The organism is Eudoraea algarum, assembly GCF_050589645.1.
Classification (GTDB): domain Bacteria; phylum Bacteroidota; class Bacteroidia; order Flavobacteriales; family Flavobacteriaceae; genus JBNGOQ01.
Window position 1 is genome coordinate 391,554 of sequence record NZ_JBNGOQ010000003.1, and the last position, 16,971, is coordinate 408,524.

At 33.4% G+C, this 16,971-nt stretch carries 20 protein-coding genes; 5 read left to right on the plus strand and 15 right to left on the minus strand.

Going from position 1 to position 16,971, the window contains the following annotated elements:
• Positions 1-363: 363 nt before the first annotated feature.
• From ACRD67_RS12405 to ACRD67_RS12430, 6 genes are all read right to left on the minus strand, one after another.
• The gene (locus tag ACRD67_RS12405) at positions 364-690 is read right to left on the minus strand and encodes an asparaginase domain-containing protein (protein WP_430968042.1); all 327 of its coding nucleotides are present in this window, start codon (positions 688-690) and stop codon (positions 364-366) included.
• Complete coding sequence (locus tag ACRD67_RS12410; RefSeq protein ID WP_430967470.1) at positions 687-854, minus strand: hypothetical protein; 168 nt, start codon at positions 852-854, stop codon at positions 687-689. Before ACRD67_RS12410 ends, ACRD67_RS12405 begins: the two co-directional genes overlap by 4 nt.
• A 47-nt stretch (positions 855-901) precedes the next feature.
• Positions 902-1,483 carry a hypothetical protein gene (locus ACRD67_RS12415; protein WP_430967471.1) on the minus strand — a complete coding sequence of 194 codons (582 nt, stop codon included), beginning with the start codon at positions 1,481-1,483 and terminating at the stop codon, positions 902-904.
• Positions 1,484-1,543: 60 nt separating this feature from the next.
• On the minus strand, positions 1,544-2,344 hold the full coding sequence (locus tag ACRD67_RS12420) for a YHS domain-containing (seleno)protein (protein WP_430967472.1): 801 nt from the start codon (positions 2,342-2,344) through the stop codon (positions 1,544-1,546).
• Entirely contained in the window at positions 2,310-2,597 is a 288-nt protein-coding gene (locus ACRD67_RS12425; protein WP_430967473.1) for a hypothetical protein, read from the minus strand. Before ACRD67_RS12425 ends, ACRD67_RS12420 begins: the two co-directional genes overlap by 35 nt.
• Before the next feature lie 209 nt (positions 2,598-2,806).
• Positions 2,807-3,766, minus strand: coding sequence for an AraC family transcriptional regulator ligand-binding domain-containing protein (locus ACRD67_RS12430; protein ID WP_430967474.1), 960 nt, complete (start codon positions 3,764-3,766; stop codon positions 2,807-2,809).
• 83 nt (positions 3,767-3,849) lie between these two features.
• On the opposite strand from ACRD67_RS12430, the gene ACRD67_RS12435 reads away from it, so the two are divergent.
• The 5 genes from ACRD67_RS12435 to ACRD67_RS12455 all read left to right on the plus strand — a co-directional run bounded on the left by ACRD67_RS12435 (position 3,850) and on the right by ACRD67_RS12455 (position 7,663).
• On the plus strand, positions 3,850-4,704 hold the full coding sequence (locus ACRD67_RS12435; RefSeq protein WP_430967475.1) for an SRPBCC family protein: 855 nt from the start codon (positions 3,850-3,852) through the stop codon (positions 4,702-4,704).
• The gene (locus tag ACRD67_RS12440; RefSeq protein ID WP_430967476.1) at positions 4,667-5,044 is read left to right on the plus strand and encodes a sigma-70 family RNA polymerase sigma factor; all 378 of its coding nucleotides are present in this window, start codon (positions 4,667-4,669) and stop codon (positions 5,042-5,044) included. The genes ACRD67_RS12435 and ACRD67_RS12440 overlap by 38 nt, the downstream gene beginning before the upstream one ends.
• A complete protein-coding gene (locus tag ACRD67_RS12445) occupies positions 5,044-5,226 on the plus strand; it encodes an RNA polymerase sigma factor (protein WP_430967477.1) in 183 nt (60 codons plus the stop codon). The genes ACRD67_RS12440 and ACRD67_RS12445 overlap by 1 nt, the downstream gene beginning before the upstream one ends.
• 118 nt (positions 5,227-5,344) lie before the next feature.
• Complete coding sequence (locus tag ACRD67_RS12450) at positions 5,345-6,643, plus strand: alpha/beta hydrolase (protein ID WP_430967478.1); 1,299 nt, start codon at positions 5,345-5,347, stop codon at positions 6,641-6,643.
• Positions 6,644-6,721: 78 nt separating this feature from the next.
• On the plus strand, positions 6,722-7,663 hold the full coding sequence (locus ACRD67_RS12455) for a hypothetical protein (protein ID WP_430967479.1): 942 nt from the start codon (positions 6,722-6,724) through the stop codon (positions 7,661-7,663).
• Between the two features lie 15 nt (positions 7,664-7,678).
• Here ACRD67_RS12455 and ACRD67_RS12460 read toward each other — a convergent pair whose 3' ends face one another.
• From ACRD67_RS12460 to ACRD67_RS12500, 9 genes are all read right to left on the minus strand, one after another.
• On the minus strand, positions 7,679-8,434 hold the full coding sequence (locus tag ACRD67_RS12460) for an MBL fold metallo-hydrolase (RefSeq protein ID WP_430967480.1): 756 nt from the start codon (positions 8,432-8,434) through the stop codon (positions 7,679-7,681).
• 14 nt (positions 8,435-8,448) lie between these two features.
• A complete protein-coding gene (locus ACRD67_RS12465) occupies positions 8,449-9,471 on the minus strand; it encodes an NAD(P)-dependent alcohol dehydrogenase (RefSeq protein ID WP_430967481.1) in 1,023 nt (340 codons plus the stop codon).
• Position 9,472: 1 nt separating this feature from the next.
• Complete coding sequence (locus ACRD67_RS12470; RefSeq protein ID WP_430967482.1) at positions 9,473-10,879, minus strand: alpha/beta hydrolase family protein; 1,407 nt, start codon at positions 10,877-10,879, stop codon at positions 9,473-9,475.
• Positions 10,880-10,965: 86 nt separating this feature from the next.
• Entirely contained in the window at positions 10,966-11,565 is a 600-nt protein-coding gene (locus ACRD67_RS12475; RefSeq protein ID WP_430967483.1) for a hypothetical protein, read from the minus strand.
• 5 nt (positions 11,566-11,570) lie between these two features.
• Complete coding sequence (locus tag ACRD67_RS12480; RefSeq protein WP_430967484.1) at positions 11,571-12,062, minus strand: RNA polymerase sigma factor; 492 nt, start codon at positions 12,060-12,062, stop codon at positions 11,571-11,573.
• A 61-nt stretch (positions 12,063-12,123) separates the two neighbouring features.
• A complete protein-coding gene (locus tag ACRD67_RS12485; RefSeq protein WP_430967485.1) occupies positions 12,124-12,423 on the minus strand; it encodes a DUF1330 domain-containing protein in 300 nt (99 codons plus the stop codon).
• 400 nt (positions 12,424-12,823) lie between these two features.
• The gene (locus tag ACRD67_RS12490) at positions 12,824-13,933 is read right to left on the minus strand and encodes an alpha/beta fold hydrolase (RefSeq protein WP_430967486.1); all 1,110 of its coding nucleotides are present in this window, start codon (positions 13,931-13,933) and stop codon (positions 12,824-12,826) included.
• 105 nt (positions 13,934-14,038) lie between these two features.
• Positions 14,039-14,860 carry a hypothetical protein gene (locus ACRD67_RS12495; RefSeq protein ID WP_430967487.1) on the minus strand — a complete coding sequence of 274 codons (822 nt, stop codon included), beginning with the start codon at positions 14,858-14,860 and terminating at the stop codon, positions 14,039-14,041.
• A 192-nt stretch (positions 14,861-15,052) separates the two neighbouring features.
• Positions 15,053-16,807, minus strand: a complete 1,755-nt coding sequence (locus ACRD67_RS12500) for a LytTR family transcriptional regulator DNA-binding domain-containing protein (protein ID WP_430967488.1) — start codon at positions 16,805-16,807, stop codon at positions 15,053-15,055.
• Positions 16,808-16,971 lie beyond the last annotated feature (164 nt).

Consider the following 16,971-nt stretch of genomic DNA (forward strand, 5'->3'; position numbering starts at 1 on the left):
TGTACGTAGTGTACTTTAAATTAGGGGAATTGAAAAGGAAATGTTGGTGATTGACCAGTACACCCTCAGAATTATAATGTCATATTCTTTGTAGAGATAGAAAATCAGATAAATACAAGGGGTAATGGCTACACTATAGGTAATGATATATTGGAGGATGAGAGGTCCGGGAAAATAATTGCTCGGAAGAAAACCGCACGAAGCATTATAAGCTATAAATAAAAAACCTGGGAGAATATATCGTTTAAGACTGGCGCGCTTAAACCTAGGGGATTGCATCAATGCAAAAGCGACAAATACAACATCTATTAAAAGATAGAAAAATGTTGTCCAATGTATTGAAGTGCCGAACATTCCGCATTGCTAATGAGTTAATGGTTCAAATCGGTTTTCACTCAAATTTTTTCGAACATTGTTCCAGTTAAAAATTTCTCCATTCATAACGATATAGATACCATTTTTCAGATTTTCAAGAGCATTCATGGCATATTCCAAATTAAGAAGGGCATTGGTATTCTTGTCTGTTCCTGGGATGAAGGCACCAGTTAACACGATAGTTTTTTTCAAGTAAAGTTTGCCCAGATGTTCTGCAGTTTCAACCATGGTATAAGTTCCGTGCGTAATTAATATTTTATTTCGGGGAGTCGTTTTGATTTGGGATACAATTAATCTTCTGTCTTTATTGGTTATAAAGCGACTGTCTTTTGAAAAGACTTCTTTGGTTGCACATCAGGGATATTATCAATTAAGTTTAGATGCTCATAAATGGTTACAGGTGAACGGTTAGGCGCATCTTCATATTTATCATATTCAAGTCCTTCAATGGTGCCCCCAGTAGTAATTATTTGAATCATTTTGAATACTTTCTAGATTAAGAATGTGTATTTGTTTTAATTTAGACTTAATGCCAAAGCCTAAAAAGATTTACCAATAATTGGTCTACTACAAAAAGTAATGTCATAATACCAGCGATGACTAATACTCTTTTAGTTTTTGAAGTCAAAGATGAAATCTGATTATTGTTAATCTTGATTTTATTAGTTAGAATAGCGAAAGCTTTTTGGATTTTTTCCTTATTAAAGTATAGAATCAAATTTAATAGTAAGAAATATAACATAGCATTTGCTAATGCTCCTTTACTCTCTAAGAAGATAATATCAAAAACTATAATATTTACCATTATTGGCAATAGAATAAACACCCCTATAATTTTTGTTTTATTCAATAATAAAAACCAAGCTCCTATGATTTGTAATATCCCTACGAATAGAATGTAGCCATAAGAATATCCCATAAATGTCCACGCAATATTGAAAGCACTAGCATTCTCTAAAGTTATTGCAGCTACATCTTCAGGGAGTCTCCCTCTTCGATAAAACTGTCCACCCATTATTTTTCCGATACCATAGAAGTTCAGAAAACCAAACACATACAAACGACATACTAATTCATATATTCTATTATCAATTTTGTTTAAAAACATTTTTCTAATTACCTGTTAGATGATTTTTGTTCATGATTAAGTGATGTTATAGGCTAAGAATCAAAAGAAACGCCAATGAACCTTCCTTACTTTTAGAAGCTCTTTTCTGATTTTCTGCCATTCTACATCAGCGCTTTTTATATATTCATCTTCCTTTTTTAAAAACATATTCTTGACTCCGGATGACCAATTGAGGTATAATTTTCCGTCTGTAATTGACCAACTGTCTTGGGGCCTGCTTTCAGCACCGTATCCATTGCTTCCATGACCAGACATTCCATAAGCACACCACCCTCCATATTGGGGAGCATACTTTTCAGGATTAGCCTCGAATAAATCCCGATGCTCTTCGGAGGCAAATAACCAGGTAGCTCCATTCCATTTATAAGATGTATTCTTTTTACCCTTAGTTGCTTTCTCCAATTTGAAATAAGCTACAGGGTCGTAGCCCCCAATAACATAGCCATTACGTAATACCATAATTTCAGTGTCAGCCAATACCGGACGCATCTCATGACTATCATATGGGTCTTTAGACTTTAAACTTGGCCAGAATGTTTTTGCACCAGATTTAATATCTTTTCTAACTCTCGGCCATTGACTATCTGCATACTTAATTAGATTGGTCATTGCTTCTTTATTTTTACTAAAATATTCCGCCCAATCGACCCTGTCTATGAGATACAATTTGTTTTTAAATATTACCCAACTGTCTTCTGGACGGGTCTGTGCACCAAAACCTTCACCTCCGGCTCCTGCCATTTGTGTCAAAGACCAACCCCCGTATTGAGGAGAATAAGTAGTTGGGGATTTCTCAAAAAGTTCTTTATGCTCCTCTGAGAAAAAGCCAAGTTGCGTCATTCCATTCAACTTTAATGGATGCAAATCCTTTCTGAGCCTTATTTTGTTTAAAATATGCTACAGGGTCATAACCTCCTATAGCATAACCATTCTCCAATATCATAATTTCTGAACTACCAAGATTTGGCTTCCAGTCGTCTCTGTCTTTAACAAATTCTTGGACAACAAAATCTTTTTTGACTTTACTTTGAGCTGATATTATTATTGGAATATTAAAAGCCAGAAGCACAATTATCAATTTTATATTTCTCATATCTGCATGTATTTACTGATTACAGTTATATAATAAGTAACTGGAGAAAGTATGAAATCACACTCTTATCTCTTTTTTGTAAAATTTTAACAAAAGTCTATACAGAAATGTAAATAGTGAAGCTTTCGGGATTTTAGCAGTATGTTCTATTGATTAAGACGTGCTTTTAAAATGATTTCAGAGCCTAAAAAATGAGTTGAAGGGAAAAATTAGACTTGGTTTACCCATCTTTTAGCTGCGTGCAGATAGGCACTAGGTTCCGAGTAACCTAATATGTATGCAATACCTTTTGTTTTAATGAGGTTTCCTTTTACTAAATAAATTGAAAGTTCCTTTCTAATATCGTCAATAATCCTTCTAAAGGACAAGCCTTCATCTGATAACTTTCTTTGGAAAGTCCTATCGCTTATCGGAAACTGCTTTGATACTTGTTCAAAATTTGGGGGTTCAGGGCAGCACATATTTAATATCATATTTCTAACCATCACAGAAAAAACTTTATTCTCAGCGTTTTGTAGAGAAAGCATTTGTACAAACTTAGGCAACAAATATTCTATTTCTTTGGCACGTTTTGTATTTATTTCGGTAGTAAGAATGCTTTTGTTAAACTGTATGAGGTAGGCGTCTTCATATTCAACTTTGGTGTTTAAAAAACTAGAATATTCGCTAGTATCGTTATAAGGTAATTTCAGAGCAGGCAAAACACTATCACTTACCATAAGTTTAAGTTCTCTATAAATGAAACAAAATACGGTATCTAGAAGATGACTTTTTAGAATTTCATTTTTGATTGGGCTATCAAGACGAATTTCAAAACTGTTGTCATACTCTTTCGTAGTAAGTTCCACTATTGAAAATGATGTTGATAAGTATTGTTGCAATATAAATATCGCTTGCTCTATACTGGACGCGTTTAGAGATATTTCGGCTATAAACCCTAAAGACTTAATATTTAAGTAACAACCATAGTATAATCCAAAATAAGTATGCTTTACTTTTTGCGATAAAGTCTCAAAAACACTTAAAAACTCTTTATCACTTACATTATTTTCAGGGTTGTTGATATCCAACTCTTCATCATCTAAATATTGTCGCAGTTGCAATTCATTAGTTCCTAGATAGGAACCGTAGTCAAATAAATTAGCTATATGTATTGCCGAAATTTTCATTGTTTGCAATACAAATATTGGCGTAAAATATCAATTAAACAAAAAAAGACACTTCTATTTTTGTACCAATAAACATAAATATTATGAACAAACTACAGAACACACTTTTGGCTAATGCCATATTCTCAGGAATGTCAGGAATAGGGCTTCTTTTATTTCACAAAGAGATAGCGGATATTTTTTCCGTTAATTCTAGTACTACTTTTTGGATAGTAGGAATTGCACTCATCTATTTTGCTTCGACCATTACTTACGAAATCTTTAAACAAAGACCTATACCTATTTTATTTATAATTATTCAAGACATATTATGGGTAATAGGCAGTATAATTTTACTTGTATCACAACCATTCGGCATCTCCATTACAGGAAACTATATAATAGCTGCAATTGCATTAATCGTCTTTTTTATGGCTATTGCTCAATCTAAAGCTTTGTCCAAAGTTGACACTATAGATGCAGACGGAAAAAAGCGATTACGCTTTAAAACAATATTCAATGCCAATGGAACAAAAGTATGGAAAGTAATATCTGATGTAGGAAATGTTTATAAAGTAGCACCAAATATTGATGATTCATCTATCGTTTCCGGTAATGGAGAGGGGATGATTAGAAGTTGTTCACATGGAAAGGATAGTTGGACAGAGACCTGCTCTTTGTGGAAAGAAGAAGAGGCCATATCGTTTGTGGTTCATACAGATAAACCAGACTATCCGTACCCATTATCTTTTCTACAAGGAGCTTGGTACATAAAGGAAATAGATAGCAACAATACTGAAGTAGAGATGATTTTTGATTTAAAATTTAAGAATAAACTACAAAATCTGTTTGTCTACCCTCTAATGAAATTCAAGTTTGGCAAATCATTCAATGTACTACTAGATAATTGGAAAGCTATTATTGAAGAACATAGCAATGGGAGCTGGTTTTTCGCATAATAAAGTGTACAAAAAATCATCCAAAAACACGAAACAAATACTTTTTAACCAGCTCCTTAAGGAAAATGAAGGAATTTTATCTAAGGTGGTCAATCAATTTATTGCGAGTGAATATGATAGAAAAGATTTTAAACAGGAGATAATTTATCAATTATGGAAATCTTATGATTCATTTAGTGGTAGGTCCAAATTCAGCACTTGGATGTATAGGGTATCTTTAAATACTGCGCTTAAATATCTTAAGAAAAAGAAAAAGATAATTTCAAGTATAGGGATTGATGAGAACTTACTTCAAAAAATTGATGTAAAGCATACGAGATTGAGGAACAAACAAAACTGATGTACGAGGCGCTATACAAATTAGATAAAATAGAAAAGGAGATGCTACTCTTATATTTAAAAGGATTAAAGCAGAAAGAAATTGCTCAAATAATGGGTTTTACGACCACCAATGTTGGAACCAAAATTGGGCGAATAAAATTAAAATTGAAAAAAATGGTTGCAAGGCAAGAATCAAATTAAAGACTGTTCACTAAAAAATACCAGTAATAATAGAATACTGAATTTAAATGATTCAGTCAAAATGTGATTTTTAAATAGAAACTCATACCAATACATATGAATCACATATTTATAAAAAATGAAAGAATTTAAAAACATAAATACTATCCAAAAAATAAGCATAGTATTTATTGCTATAGGTGCAATGAGCATTTTTCCTGAGCACGGTACTTGGTTTCATAAAACATTGCAAACCCTATTTGTAGTAGGACTATTATTTTATATATATCCCATAAAAAGGAAAATGTTTAACTCTAAAATAAAAAAAACAACACTCATATTAATTTTCAGCATAGGTAGTATGGGGCTCAATGCACAAGATTATTCGGAACAAATTGAATCTTTTAACCTGAGTTTTGATGAAAAAGATTTGGGTAAGGTAAACAAACATTTAAGTAGCGAATTGAAGTTCGACCCTATTCCTGCTTCTAAGACTCCTATGATTATGAAAAATATAGTCACTAAGTTACCTAAACTAAATAGTATAAAAATAATTGAAAGTGAGAAAGGAAAGGCTAAAGTAAAGTATGATTTTGTAGGCTTAGGAATTAGGGAATCTCGTATTCACTTTGACGAAGAAGATAAGATTACAAAAATTGAACTAATAGAAAATCCTATCAGACAAGAGATGGAAGCTCAAAAAGCGATGAAGAAAAGCATGCAGCAACCAAATACCAATGGCTTATCCAGTAAGTTTGAGAAAATTCAGTTTAAATCTATAGATAACCTAATGGTAACTGGGAATTTATATGAAATTTCTAAGGAAAATCCAATAATCTTGCTATGCCATCAAGCCGGTTACAATAAGTTTGAATACGCAGATATAGCGCCCCGTTTAAATCAATTAGGCTTCAATGTTTTAGCAATCGACCAACGTGCAGGAGGTGAATTTGCTGGGCATAAAAATGAAACTAACACACTAGCTAAGCAAAAAGGGTACACCAATCTTGATTTTTTAGATGCTGAACAAGATATAATTACGGCTATAGACTACCTTACTAATAGATACAGTAAAAAAATTGTATTATGGGGAAGTTCTTATTCTTCGAGTTTAGCTTTTATTATCGGAATGGAGAATGAAAATGTTATGGCTAGTATAGCCTTCAGTCCTGGCAACTATTTTGGCGACAAAAGACCTTTATTAGAAAATGTTCTTTCGAAGTCTAAGAAACCTTTTTTTATTACCTCTTCCAAGAATGAGGCACAAGAAATTAAACGTCTTCTTTTAAAAGATGTTCCTAAAGGAAAGGAAAGGATACATTTCACGCCTAATTCCGAGGGATTTCATGGTTCTAGAGTTTTATGGGTTGGACAAACAGGAGCGGAAGAATATTGGTCTCAAATAAGGTCTTTTCTAGATAATTATCGTAAGATATAACTAGGCCAAAATAATGCTGTTCCAAATATGAAAACTATAGAACAGCAAGAATAATCATTTTTAAATATCCTTAGTCTGATGAAGCATTTAGCTTTGCAATTATTATTCTGTTTTCTTATCATTTTCACCTCCAATGCTCAAAATGATATCCTAAATAGTAAGGTTTATGAACTGGATAGTTCAAGTTCACTTCTGTCAAGAATAGGAGAAACACCTTCGAAAATACTTGATAGATTTAGAGATGCTGGTATGAATCCTTCCAGACATACACTCACTAGGGAAGAACATAAAATAGTGTCTTCTGCATTAAATGAATTACCTCCTTTGCATCAAAGGGTACTGAAAAAACATTTGTTGAGAATAAGTTTTTTAGATAATATGCCCAATACTGCGTTTACAGCACCTATAAGCCCAAATGATTCTATAAAGCTATACGCAATTACCGTCAGAGCTGAAATTTTAAACCAAACCGTATCAGAATGGCTTACCGAAAAGGAACGCAATTGTTTTGATTTTTCAAATACTAATTTAAATGTATCTATTAGAGCCGGCGAGCTAAGTGCAATCTTGTATGTATTGATTCATGAGGCTACTCATATTGTTGATGGAGCTTTGAACTTAACACCTCAATATACCGTTCCACAAAGGGAAATAGAAAATTCTTTAAAATCTAACCCATTTACGGCGAACATTTGGAAAAATAGGATTGAACCTATTGAAATATTTCAAAATAAGATGTTAGACGAAATTTACTTTAAAAGCAGAAAGAAAATGCCCATAAACAAGTCTCAAGAAATATATGGTGCACTTAAAAATTCACCTTTTGTTTCTTTGTATGGACGTAACAGCTATCATGAAGATTTGGCCGAAATTGCGACTATATATCATTTTACCAAAAAGTTAAAACAAGAATATCAAATAGTAATTGCTAAAGGGAACTCTAAATTATTCTCATATGAACCTATGAAGTCTATGCTTGTAAAAAATAGACTTCCTCAATTAGAATATTTCTATTTATGACATTTAGTTTCGTTATCAAAAAGACATAATCTCACCATCATCTGGAATTAATATTCTATCTCTTTCTACACCATTTTTATCAGCATATAGCCTCAATGATTCCCTAGTTACTCTACAAAAGTCTATAGCCTCCAAATGGACTGCAACTAATTTAGAATTAGGAGAAAGCTTAGATAATTCAATAGTTTGTTTTTCGTCCATATGTACAGGATAATCTTCAAAATTCGGGATGATTCCACCACCTGAATTAGTCACTATAAGCTCTGGTGAGAATTTTTCCACGGCATTTCTCACTTCATCAATTAAGATACTATCACTCACAATATAAACAGTGGGTTCCTCTTTAGCCTGTATTACATATCCAGAAACTTGCCCCATATGAGGTAGGATTGGGCCACTCCCATGTTGTCCGGCTATTCTGGTAATAGATAGGCCCTCCCATTCCAGTTCTTTTTGAATCACACTTACATTATTGAAATGCTTAATCATAAAACTCTCATCTTCTGGTGTACAGAAGAGTTTTGTGTCTTTAGATAAGGTCTTGATTGCTTTTTCATCTAGGTGGTCAGGATGTAAATGAGTAATCAAAATTCCATCTAAGTTTTCTATTATTTCAGAAATTAACATTGTTAAATTGACAATCGGATTTTTTTGTAAGCCAGGAGCGAATGGAGGGAAAGTTTCTTTGATACTGAACATGGGGTCAATTAGTAAAACTTTGCCAGCATAGTTCAATTTTAAAGTTGCATTACGGATTAGTTGAAGTTCCATAGTCGTTGTTATGTTTAGTAGATTTTATTTAGAACCAGTTTTCCTTTTACTCGGTTTGTTTTTAGATATTCAAAAGCCTCTTCATATTTTTCTAGTGGATATGTCCTGTCAATGATGGGTTTTATCTTTCCTTTCTCTATTAACCCTTTGACTATTTCCAATTGCTTGCCATCAGATTCTGTCAGAAAACGATAATAGTTGACACCCTTAACGAGTGCTAAAATTTTGATTGGCAGGCTCATTAGACCAAATAAAGGGTAAAGTAAGAGTTTGTGAATAATATTGATTTTCAATTTGAGTACAAAACGAATGTCTGGTGGCCCACCAATACTTACAACCGTGCCACCTTTTTTAGCGGCTAGGATTGACCTCAATGGATTGTTGTCACCAATCAGATTGAATACAATATCATATTTTTCACCATCATCTAAAAAACTCTCAAAATCATAACAAATGACTCTGTTTGCGCCTAAAATTTCTACTAAAACTTCATTTTTATGGCTGGTTACTGCTGTAATATTAAGTCCCAAGGATTTAGCATATTGAATGGCAAAAGTACCAACACCCCCAGAACCAGAATCAATCAGAATACTTTGTCCAGCTTTAGCCTTTGCATACTTGCTTATAGCCTGGATACAGGTCAAAGCTGCTAATGGAATTGTTGCTGCTGCTTCGTGAGTAATGTTTTTAGGTTTTGAAGCAACGTGGTCTGGGTCGGCAAGGACAAATTCGGCAAATCCACTTCCCTTATGCAATGGTAGTCGTGAAAAAACTTCCTCGCCATTTTTAAATGAAGTTACCATGCTGCCAGTCTTTCTTATGATACCGCAGATATCAAATCCAAGCTTTGGTTTCTTCACTATTGATGGTAGAATCGCCTTTAAATCGCCTTTGGCTATTTTAATGTCAATTGGGTTTAAAGCAATGGCCTTCACCTCAATCAAGACCTCATTATCGTTAGGGATGGGTTTATCAATTTCTGAAAAGGATAAAGCTTTTCCAATATCGCCATATTTTTTTAAAAGTAAACTTTTCATGCTATGAGTTTACAGTTTCTAAAATCCAAGTCGATATTGCTTGCAAAGCAGCAGGGTTAAAAGTTTCCTCTAGCTTTTGATATTCACTCATCTTACAGGAGTTGCATTTTTGGAAAAAGTGATTTAGACCTTCTAGTTCTTTGACCTTAAAGTTTTTTGTTTTTCCATTCTTTAAGGCTTTTTCGATAGCGATTAAATGAATATCTGCAGGTACCTGTATGTCTTTTGAGCCATTGATTGCTAGTACTGAACATTTTACTTTTTTGAACTCCTCTGCGGGATTGTAACTGTAGAAATATCGGGACCAAGGAGTGACCCTAGATTCTACTAATCCTTTGATGTTTTCATCTGTTTTTTCTTTTGAACCTAGCATTGGTCTTAAAATTGGCGCAATAGTTTTTTGATAATGTGCCGTCAGTTCTGTCTTTATTTTCTCGATATCGCCTCTTTGAGATGCGATTTTTATAGCTTCTCGAATGGCATCTTCATAGGCTTTTTCACTTGGTACAGGAAAGGGTCTTAAGTTTTTTGAAACTATTAACGATGTTTCACTACCTTGAATACCGGCGCCAGCAAGACTTACTATGAAAGCTACATTCTTCTTCATTCTGTTGGCTACCATAGGCGCTATAATAGCACCTTCACTATGTCCAATCAGACCAATTTCACCTACATCATTTCTGGTTAATAAATATTCAACCGCACATTCAACATCGCTTGCAAAATCAGCTGTGGTAGCTGTTGAGAAGTCGCCGGTGGATTTGCCAAACCCTCTGTCATCAAAACGAAGTACTGCTATACCCTGGTTAGTAAGGTGGTCGGCTAAAACTAGAAATGTCTTATGACCAAAAACCGTTTGGTCTCTATCTTGACCGCCACTTCCGCTAATGAGTACAACAGCTGGAAACTTAGAACCTTCCTTTGGCTTGGTGAATGTACCAGCCAGTTTTACATTTGCTGCTTCATTTTCAAACGACACATTTTCGGAGAGATATGGATATGGTTTTTTCGGTTCTTGGGGTTTTCCACTTCCTTCAATTTCCACTTGTTCTCCTTCCTTTCTTTTTAATGTAAGGGGTATTTTATTAGCACCTTCCTGAAATTTTCCTTCAAATTCATTTTTACTGTCATTATATTTTCCCCGATAACCCATTCCAAGATTGGAACCATCTACGATAAGTTCACCATCCGAAAATGTGGTTTGTTTAGGTTTAAGACCTTCCACCCTTTGTGAAGGGATGGAAACTGTAGTGCTCAATTCACCATTTATTTCCTCAATGTCGAATATGAAAACGATTTCCTTGCCTTTTCCAAGAGTCACTTTGCCTTGCCAGACACCTGATATTTCTTGGGCATGAATTACTGTTGTTGTTATAAGCATTAATGCTATTCCTATTGTGTTTTTCATTTTTACTTAAATTTTGATATTAATTATCTATTACAGCTTACGATAGAAGCTATTTTTTTGTTCTTATTTGTAAATTTTATTTCTATTTAATCTTCGAGCTCTTTTAGTATATTTTGAGCATCTGCTGTGATTTTTACGTAGCAGCCATAAGCCCATCTTGCAAAGAAGAAAAGCGCAATTAGAGCTATGGGAATAAACCATAGTAGATTATTGCTTTCGCCTGCGAAAAAGTCTTTTCCTTTGCCTATTTTTAAAGCTAAGGGTATCGCTGTTAACATAAATATAGCTGATAAAACTATGCCCCATTTTTGAACTAAGAGGAAATGGGTTCTTCGCTTGGTGAATTCAATTATAGTTTGTTTGTAGTTTCTTTTTGCCATATCCATATTATTCATTCTATAGACTGCTGTCAGTGAGAGAATTGGTAATATGGTCATTATTATGATACTTAGTACTGCACATATTTGAAGTGGTAACGTATCAAAAAGCTGGATGTTCCATATCACGATTATCAATGCTAAAAATAAAACTGCTGTTCCTGTACCCTCATATTTGAGTATCGATTTCAGCTTATTGCTGTATTTTATCTTTACTACATCCATAATCACTTTATCTGTTAAGATTCTTTGATTGTCAATTTTTGTGTTGAGCTTGGACCAAGTTTCTTGTAATTCTGCTAGTTCCATTTCAGTTATTTATTTTGCATCAATTTTTTTAATTTCTCTTTTATCCTACTAATTCTAGTTCCTACGTTGGTTGTAGTGAAACCAATTATTTCGCCAATTTCATCGTAACTTTTGTTCTCCAGATAGAGCATAATAATCCCTCTCTCTAAATTGTTTAACCTTTTAATGGTTTCATACAGCTTTTCTATTTGTTGTTCCTCAGTGTTATCACTAACATCAGTTCGCTGGAATAGTTTCTCATCGATTTCAATTCCACTGGTAATTGTTCTTTTTTTCTTTTTGATATAAACCATAGCAGTATTCAATGCTACGCGATACATCCAAGTGCTGAATTTGGACCTACCACTAAATGAACCAAAAGACCGCCATAACTGGTATATCATCTCCTGTCTTAAATCCTGCGCATCTACCTGAGAATTTGTGTACAAGGTTGATACCTTGAAAAGGATACCATCATTATCATTTATGAATTGAACAAATTGTTCTTGGTTAGGCATTCAGAAAATGGATTGTTTATTTTATTAGTATTACAAAGTCTAAAAAAATCACAATTAATACTCATTTTTTTGAGACAAATACTTCTAATTTTTTAAAGCCCTTTTCTCTGTAAGGCACTAGTTTTTTGTACTCCTCACTAGAAAATAATTTAACAAAGGCTTCTTGACTTGGGAATTCCACTACCATTATAAAGTCCGGTTTTTCATCACCAACAATAGTTTGGGCTATGGGATATTTCTCTACAACTGTAGCATCAACTGTTTCGTAAAGCGTACGCATATTGGTTGCATAATGGTCGAAAGATTCCCGTTCTTGAGGGTTTACAAATCCAATGATGATAAGAAAGATTTTAAAATTCATTCTTTGTGTTTTTATTATTCAAGATATAAGTGTACACTTTATCCAAAAAATCACAATTGATATGAATAAATTTTCAGTTATATGTTTTTTGGCATTTTAGCATCTTAAATAGGAAGAGAGTAATTAATGAGTTAATGATGCCAAAAAGGATTATAAGCGCATAGAATGAAATAATTATTTTACAGCTTAAAATAAAGGTCTAGATTAATTTAATCTAGACCTTTAAAAAACATCAACCACCATCAATCAAAAAACATATTGCAGTTTTCTTTTTTAATAACTTTATCTTTTTTGTTTATAAAGTGTTCACAGAATTAAAAAAGAGTAACATTATATTATAGCTTCATAATATGAATATTTTAAAGATATCTTGCTTGTGTTTGCATTCCAACTTAAACTGTCATAAATTGTCTAACCAGTTACTTATCGCAACTGCGGCCTCTTCTGCTGCTCCGTTGGTTTCATTTTGCCAGTAGTGTAGAGATGGCTTAATCATATCATACACCGAAACATTATCTATGTTTTGCCATCCACCTACCTGACCAGATACACTACCTGTTACTACATTTCTCATGGTAATGGGAAGATTGGAAATAGGGTCCACGGCACCTGGTGGGGCAAAGTCTCCTGACAAGACAAAACTTGGATTTCCAAAAAGGACTAAGCGAGGTTTATCAGTCTGCTGAAAATACTGTGCGATTTCAATAAAGTCTGCTCTGTTTTGGTCATTAATTTCCAAAATTCCTAAACAGTCCCTATCAAAATGTAGAGCTTGTCGGGATTCAGGTGTTAGAAATGGCGACCGAAACTCAGTCACTTCATCCTCATTTAATTGTACAATACTAGTTCGACCAAAAGCTGGGTCTGGCATTCCATTAAAATCATTATTAAGTAATAAGGTTTCTATAAAAAAGTTGTCTTCCAAAACCAATTGGTCAGCATTAGGACCTCGCAATTCTTGAAGAAATGGTGGAAGAAAATCTTTAGGAAATGGTCCAGAAAATACTACCTCAAACATTGCTGCTGCATCCACTTTTTCAGGGTATCTTGCAGCAAATAATCCTCCAACAAACCCACCCATATCGTGATTGAGTAATCTTACCTTTGGTAGATTAAGTGCCTCAACAAATTCATTAATGTATTCCACATATTCACCAGAACATGGTGTACCACCTGTTTTTTCGGATTTCCCAAAGTTTGGAAGGTCTATCGCAATAACACGATTATTTCTTGATAGTTCAGGAATCATCTTTCGCCATAGATAACTACTTGTTGGAAGTCCATGGACCATAATTAGGGGTATCTCGCCCTCCCCTTCGTCCAAATAATGCATTTCCAGACCTGACTCTAGAATAATGAAGTTTGATAGATATGGATAATTTGCGAATGCTATTTGTCTATTTTTATTTACGCTATCATCATCACTATTACATGAAATAAAAACGACAGTAAAAATTACTAGGATTATTGAAAGGACAGATGTCTTGACCATGTTAGATAATTTTTTCATTGTTTGGAGTTTGTTTATATATGACATTTCGACAATCACTTTATCTTAAGTGAAATTGTGAAGAAGAAATGGGAGCCAAAATAGCCCCAAATTCAAAGTTGTTTATTACTCTTGAAAGGAGAACTTTGTAAAGACAAAGTCAGCTTTTGCTACTGCGCTCATCATCAGAGGCGCTGCTTTCGTTTTAAATTCTTTATTAGCAAATAGTTTTTCATTATCCTCAACGCTATCCCATTCTATTATAAACTGCATCTGTGGTTCGTAGGTAGCTTGACCTTTGGAATCTGTTGAGATAAGTCTAAGTACAAATTCGGGATACGTACCACCATAATTACGCTTTATGGGTTCTGATACTTCAAAATACTTTTTAATGCTTGTCTGAGCTTGTTCACCGGCTTTCAGGTCTACACCTCCAAATTCATAGACTTTATCAGAACGAAATGTCACAATTTTGTCTTTTGCCACCTCGAAGTAGCCAAGATTCATTGTATTGATGGCTTCATCTCTGATAGGTGCAATTTTCTTGTACTGTTTGTTCTTCAAAAATTTTAGTCTAGATTCTGCAGTAGGCCATTCGAATATGGCTACCATATTTCCTGGTAAAGACTTGCTCTTATTTTTAACTACACCAAAACCGCCAATCATTTTTCCACCATATTGGGCTGCCAATTCCAGAGCTTTTGGAAAATATTGTTTATTTAATTGTTCCATCTTGTCTGGTTTGATGTCTGCAAAGGCTAGTTCGTACACTTTTCCTTTTTTAAATAATATAGCTTGAGTCTTTACATCATGAGATTCACTGTTTTCAATTTTGGCGTTGGCTACTTTTTTTGGCAACAGTAGCATTGCTACATATTGGTTCTGTGCAATATTATTTTGAACAATAAATAGTACTGACAAAAATGTTGCTAGTGATAAGAATTTCATATTTTTCTTTTTTTCTATGTTTTATAATTTTCTTTTTTTCTATACTTAAATAGAAGACAAGTATATTTTGAACAAACATAGCCGCTTAAATTTTCGCTACATTATTTATGTGGACAATGGGGAAATTTGATTAAGCATAAAGAATGAAGAGTGGTAATCGGGAAATATGGGGTAAATGGGAACTTTTTTTTGCTAGTTCTGCTTTATAATGTACTCTTTGAGTAATTTATATCTTGCCCTTGATACGGGTATTTGGATTGGGATGTCTGGACTTTTAAAATAGGATGTTTTGGAATTACCATAAAGCACTAAATGGTTATTAAGGTTTATAATAAATGATTTGTGGCACCGTTGTATATAATCGAAACCCCTTAACTGAGACTGAATACTTTTAAGAGTTGCCCTTAAAGTCCTTTTCTCTATTGTACCCATGTTTTTCCAATATAGAGTTGAATAATTGTCATTTCCTTCTGCGTACAGAATCTTTTGCGGGTCTATTTCAAATGTCTCTGAGGTTTGCGTATTAATGGTGATTATTTGCGATGGCTTCTCCCTTTGATTTGTCTTATAAGTTGAATTATCTAGGTTAATTAAATGTAACAAGCTTGTATATTTAAATGTGTTTCTTATTGTATCAAAAATCGGATTACATAAAAACTCACCAGGAAGTAGACCTAGATTAAACCTAATGCTTCTTTCAATGTGTTTGAAAAACTCTTTTTCTTGATTAAACCCTAACCTGATAATCCCAATGGCATAATTGAAAAGTCCAGTATTTTGTTGTAAATCTAAATCTCGAACTTCATTTTCTAGTTGCATTGCTTCAGCATAGAAGCCAGATTTTGCAAAAGCAAAAGCCAAGTATGCATAATAAATAGGATTATTTTTTTCGGTCTCCTTACAATATTTGAAATCTTCAATTGAACTTTCGATATGCCCCAGAAAGAGATTTGTCAATCCACGTAATTCAATAATAGGATGAGCATTCTTGTCAATTTTTAAAGCATCAGTGATGTACTTTTTAGCATTGACATAGTCCTTCATATAAATAAGGATTCGAATCATCATTGCATAATGAGGTATTGCTAACCCTTCTTCTCTAATGGTTATTTCAGCATGATGCTTTGCTTTGTTGAACTGTTTTTTATGAATATGGTTCATTGCAGAAGCATGATGTGCCTTAATGTTTTCGCTATTCAATTTTAGTGCTTGTGTCAAGTTAATTTCTGCCTGATGAAAATTCCTATCAAAAAAAATATCGATAAAAGCAGCAGAGACGTAAGATTCGGACCTTTTATTATTTAAAACCAAAGAACGATTGGAAAATTTTCTACCAGTTTCAAAAGCCAAAATAGGATTGTCATATCCCATGATACCAATAATACTATAACAGTCAGCTATTGCTGAATGTGATACTGCCAGGGACTTGTTTTCTTTTATAGACTTTTTGAAAAAAGAAATAGCCAAAAGCATTTCTGGATACGTATACCGATGCCAATGATACAATCCTCTTAAATAATATTCTCTAGCTTTTGTCTTATCACTTGTGTCTTTAAATGAAAAGTTAGATTCACCACCATCTATAATATTCAAGACATTCTTTACAATCAATTTAACCGATATAGTCCATTTTTCTATTTGAACCAAAGTGTCAAAAGCCAACAGTTCCTCTTTGGTATCTATCTTAAACAACCGAGTAAAAATTATGTACTCACCATTGATTTGTTTTAGGTTACCTTCTATAAGATAGTCTACTTGATGCTCGGTTTTTAATTTTTCTAAGGGGATGGGATTAGCTTTGACATATAAACTAGTAGTCCTTGAAGCCGTTTTTATTTGGGAAGATTTTGAAATAAGGTAAATAGATTCTTCCAAAATACCCTCTGATAGATGGTGTAAATCATCAAGTTTATCAATATGGTATGGAAGTATAAGTACTTTTTTCAAATCAATATCAATTTTACTTAATAAAACCTAATTAAAGATTAATAGCTCGAACTTAACATAAAAAATACATTTAGTTTTCATTGTTGCCTCTTGAATTTCATAAAAACCTTTTGATGCACCCTATATGAAAAATGAAGTCTGGAGATTTTTTTAGAGAGCTTCTG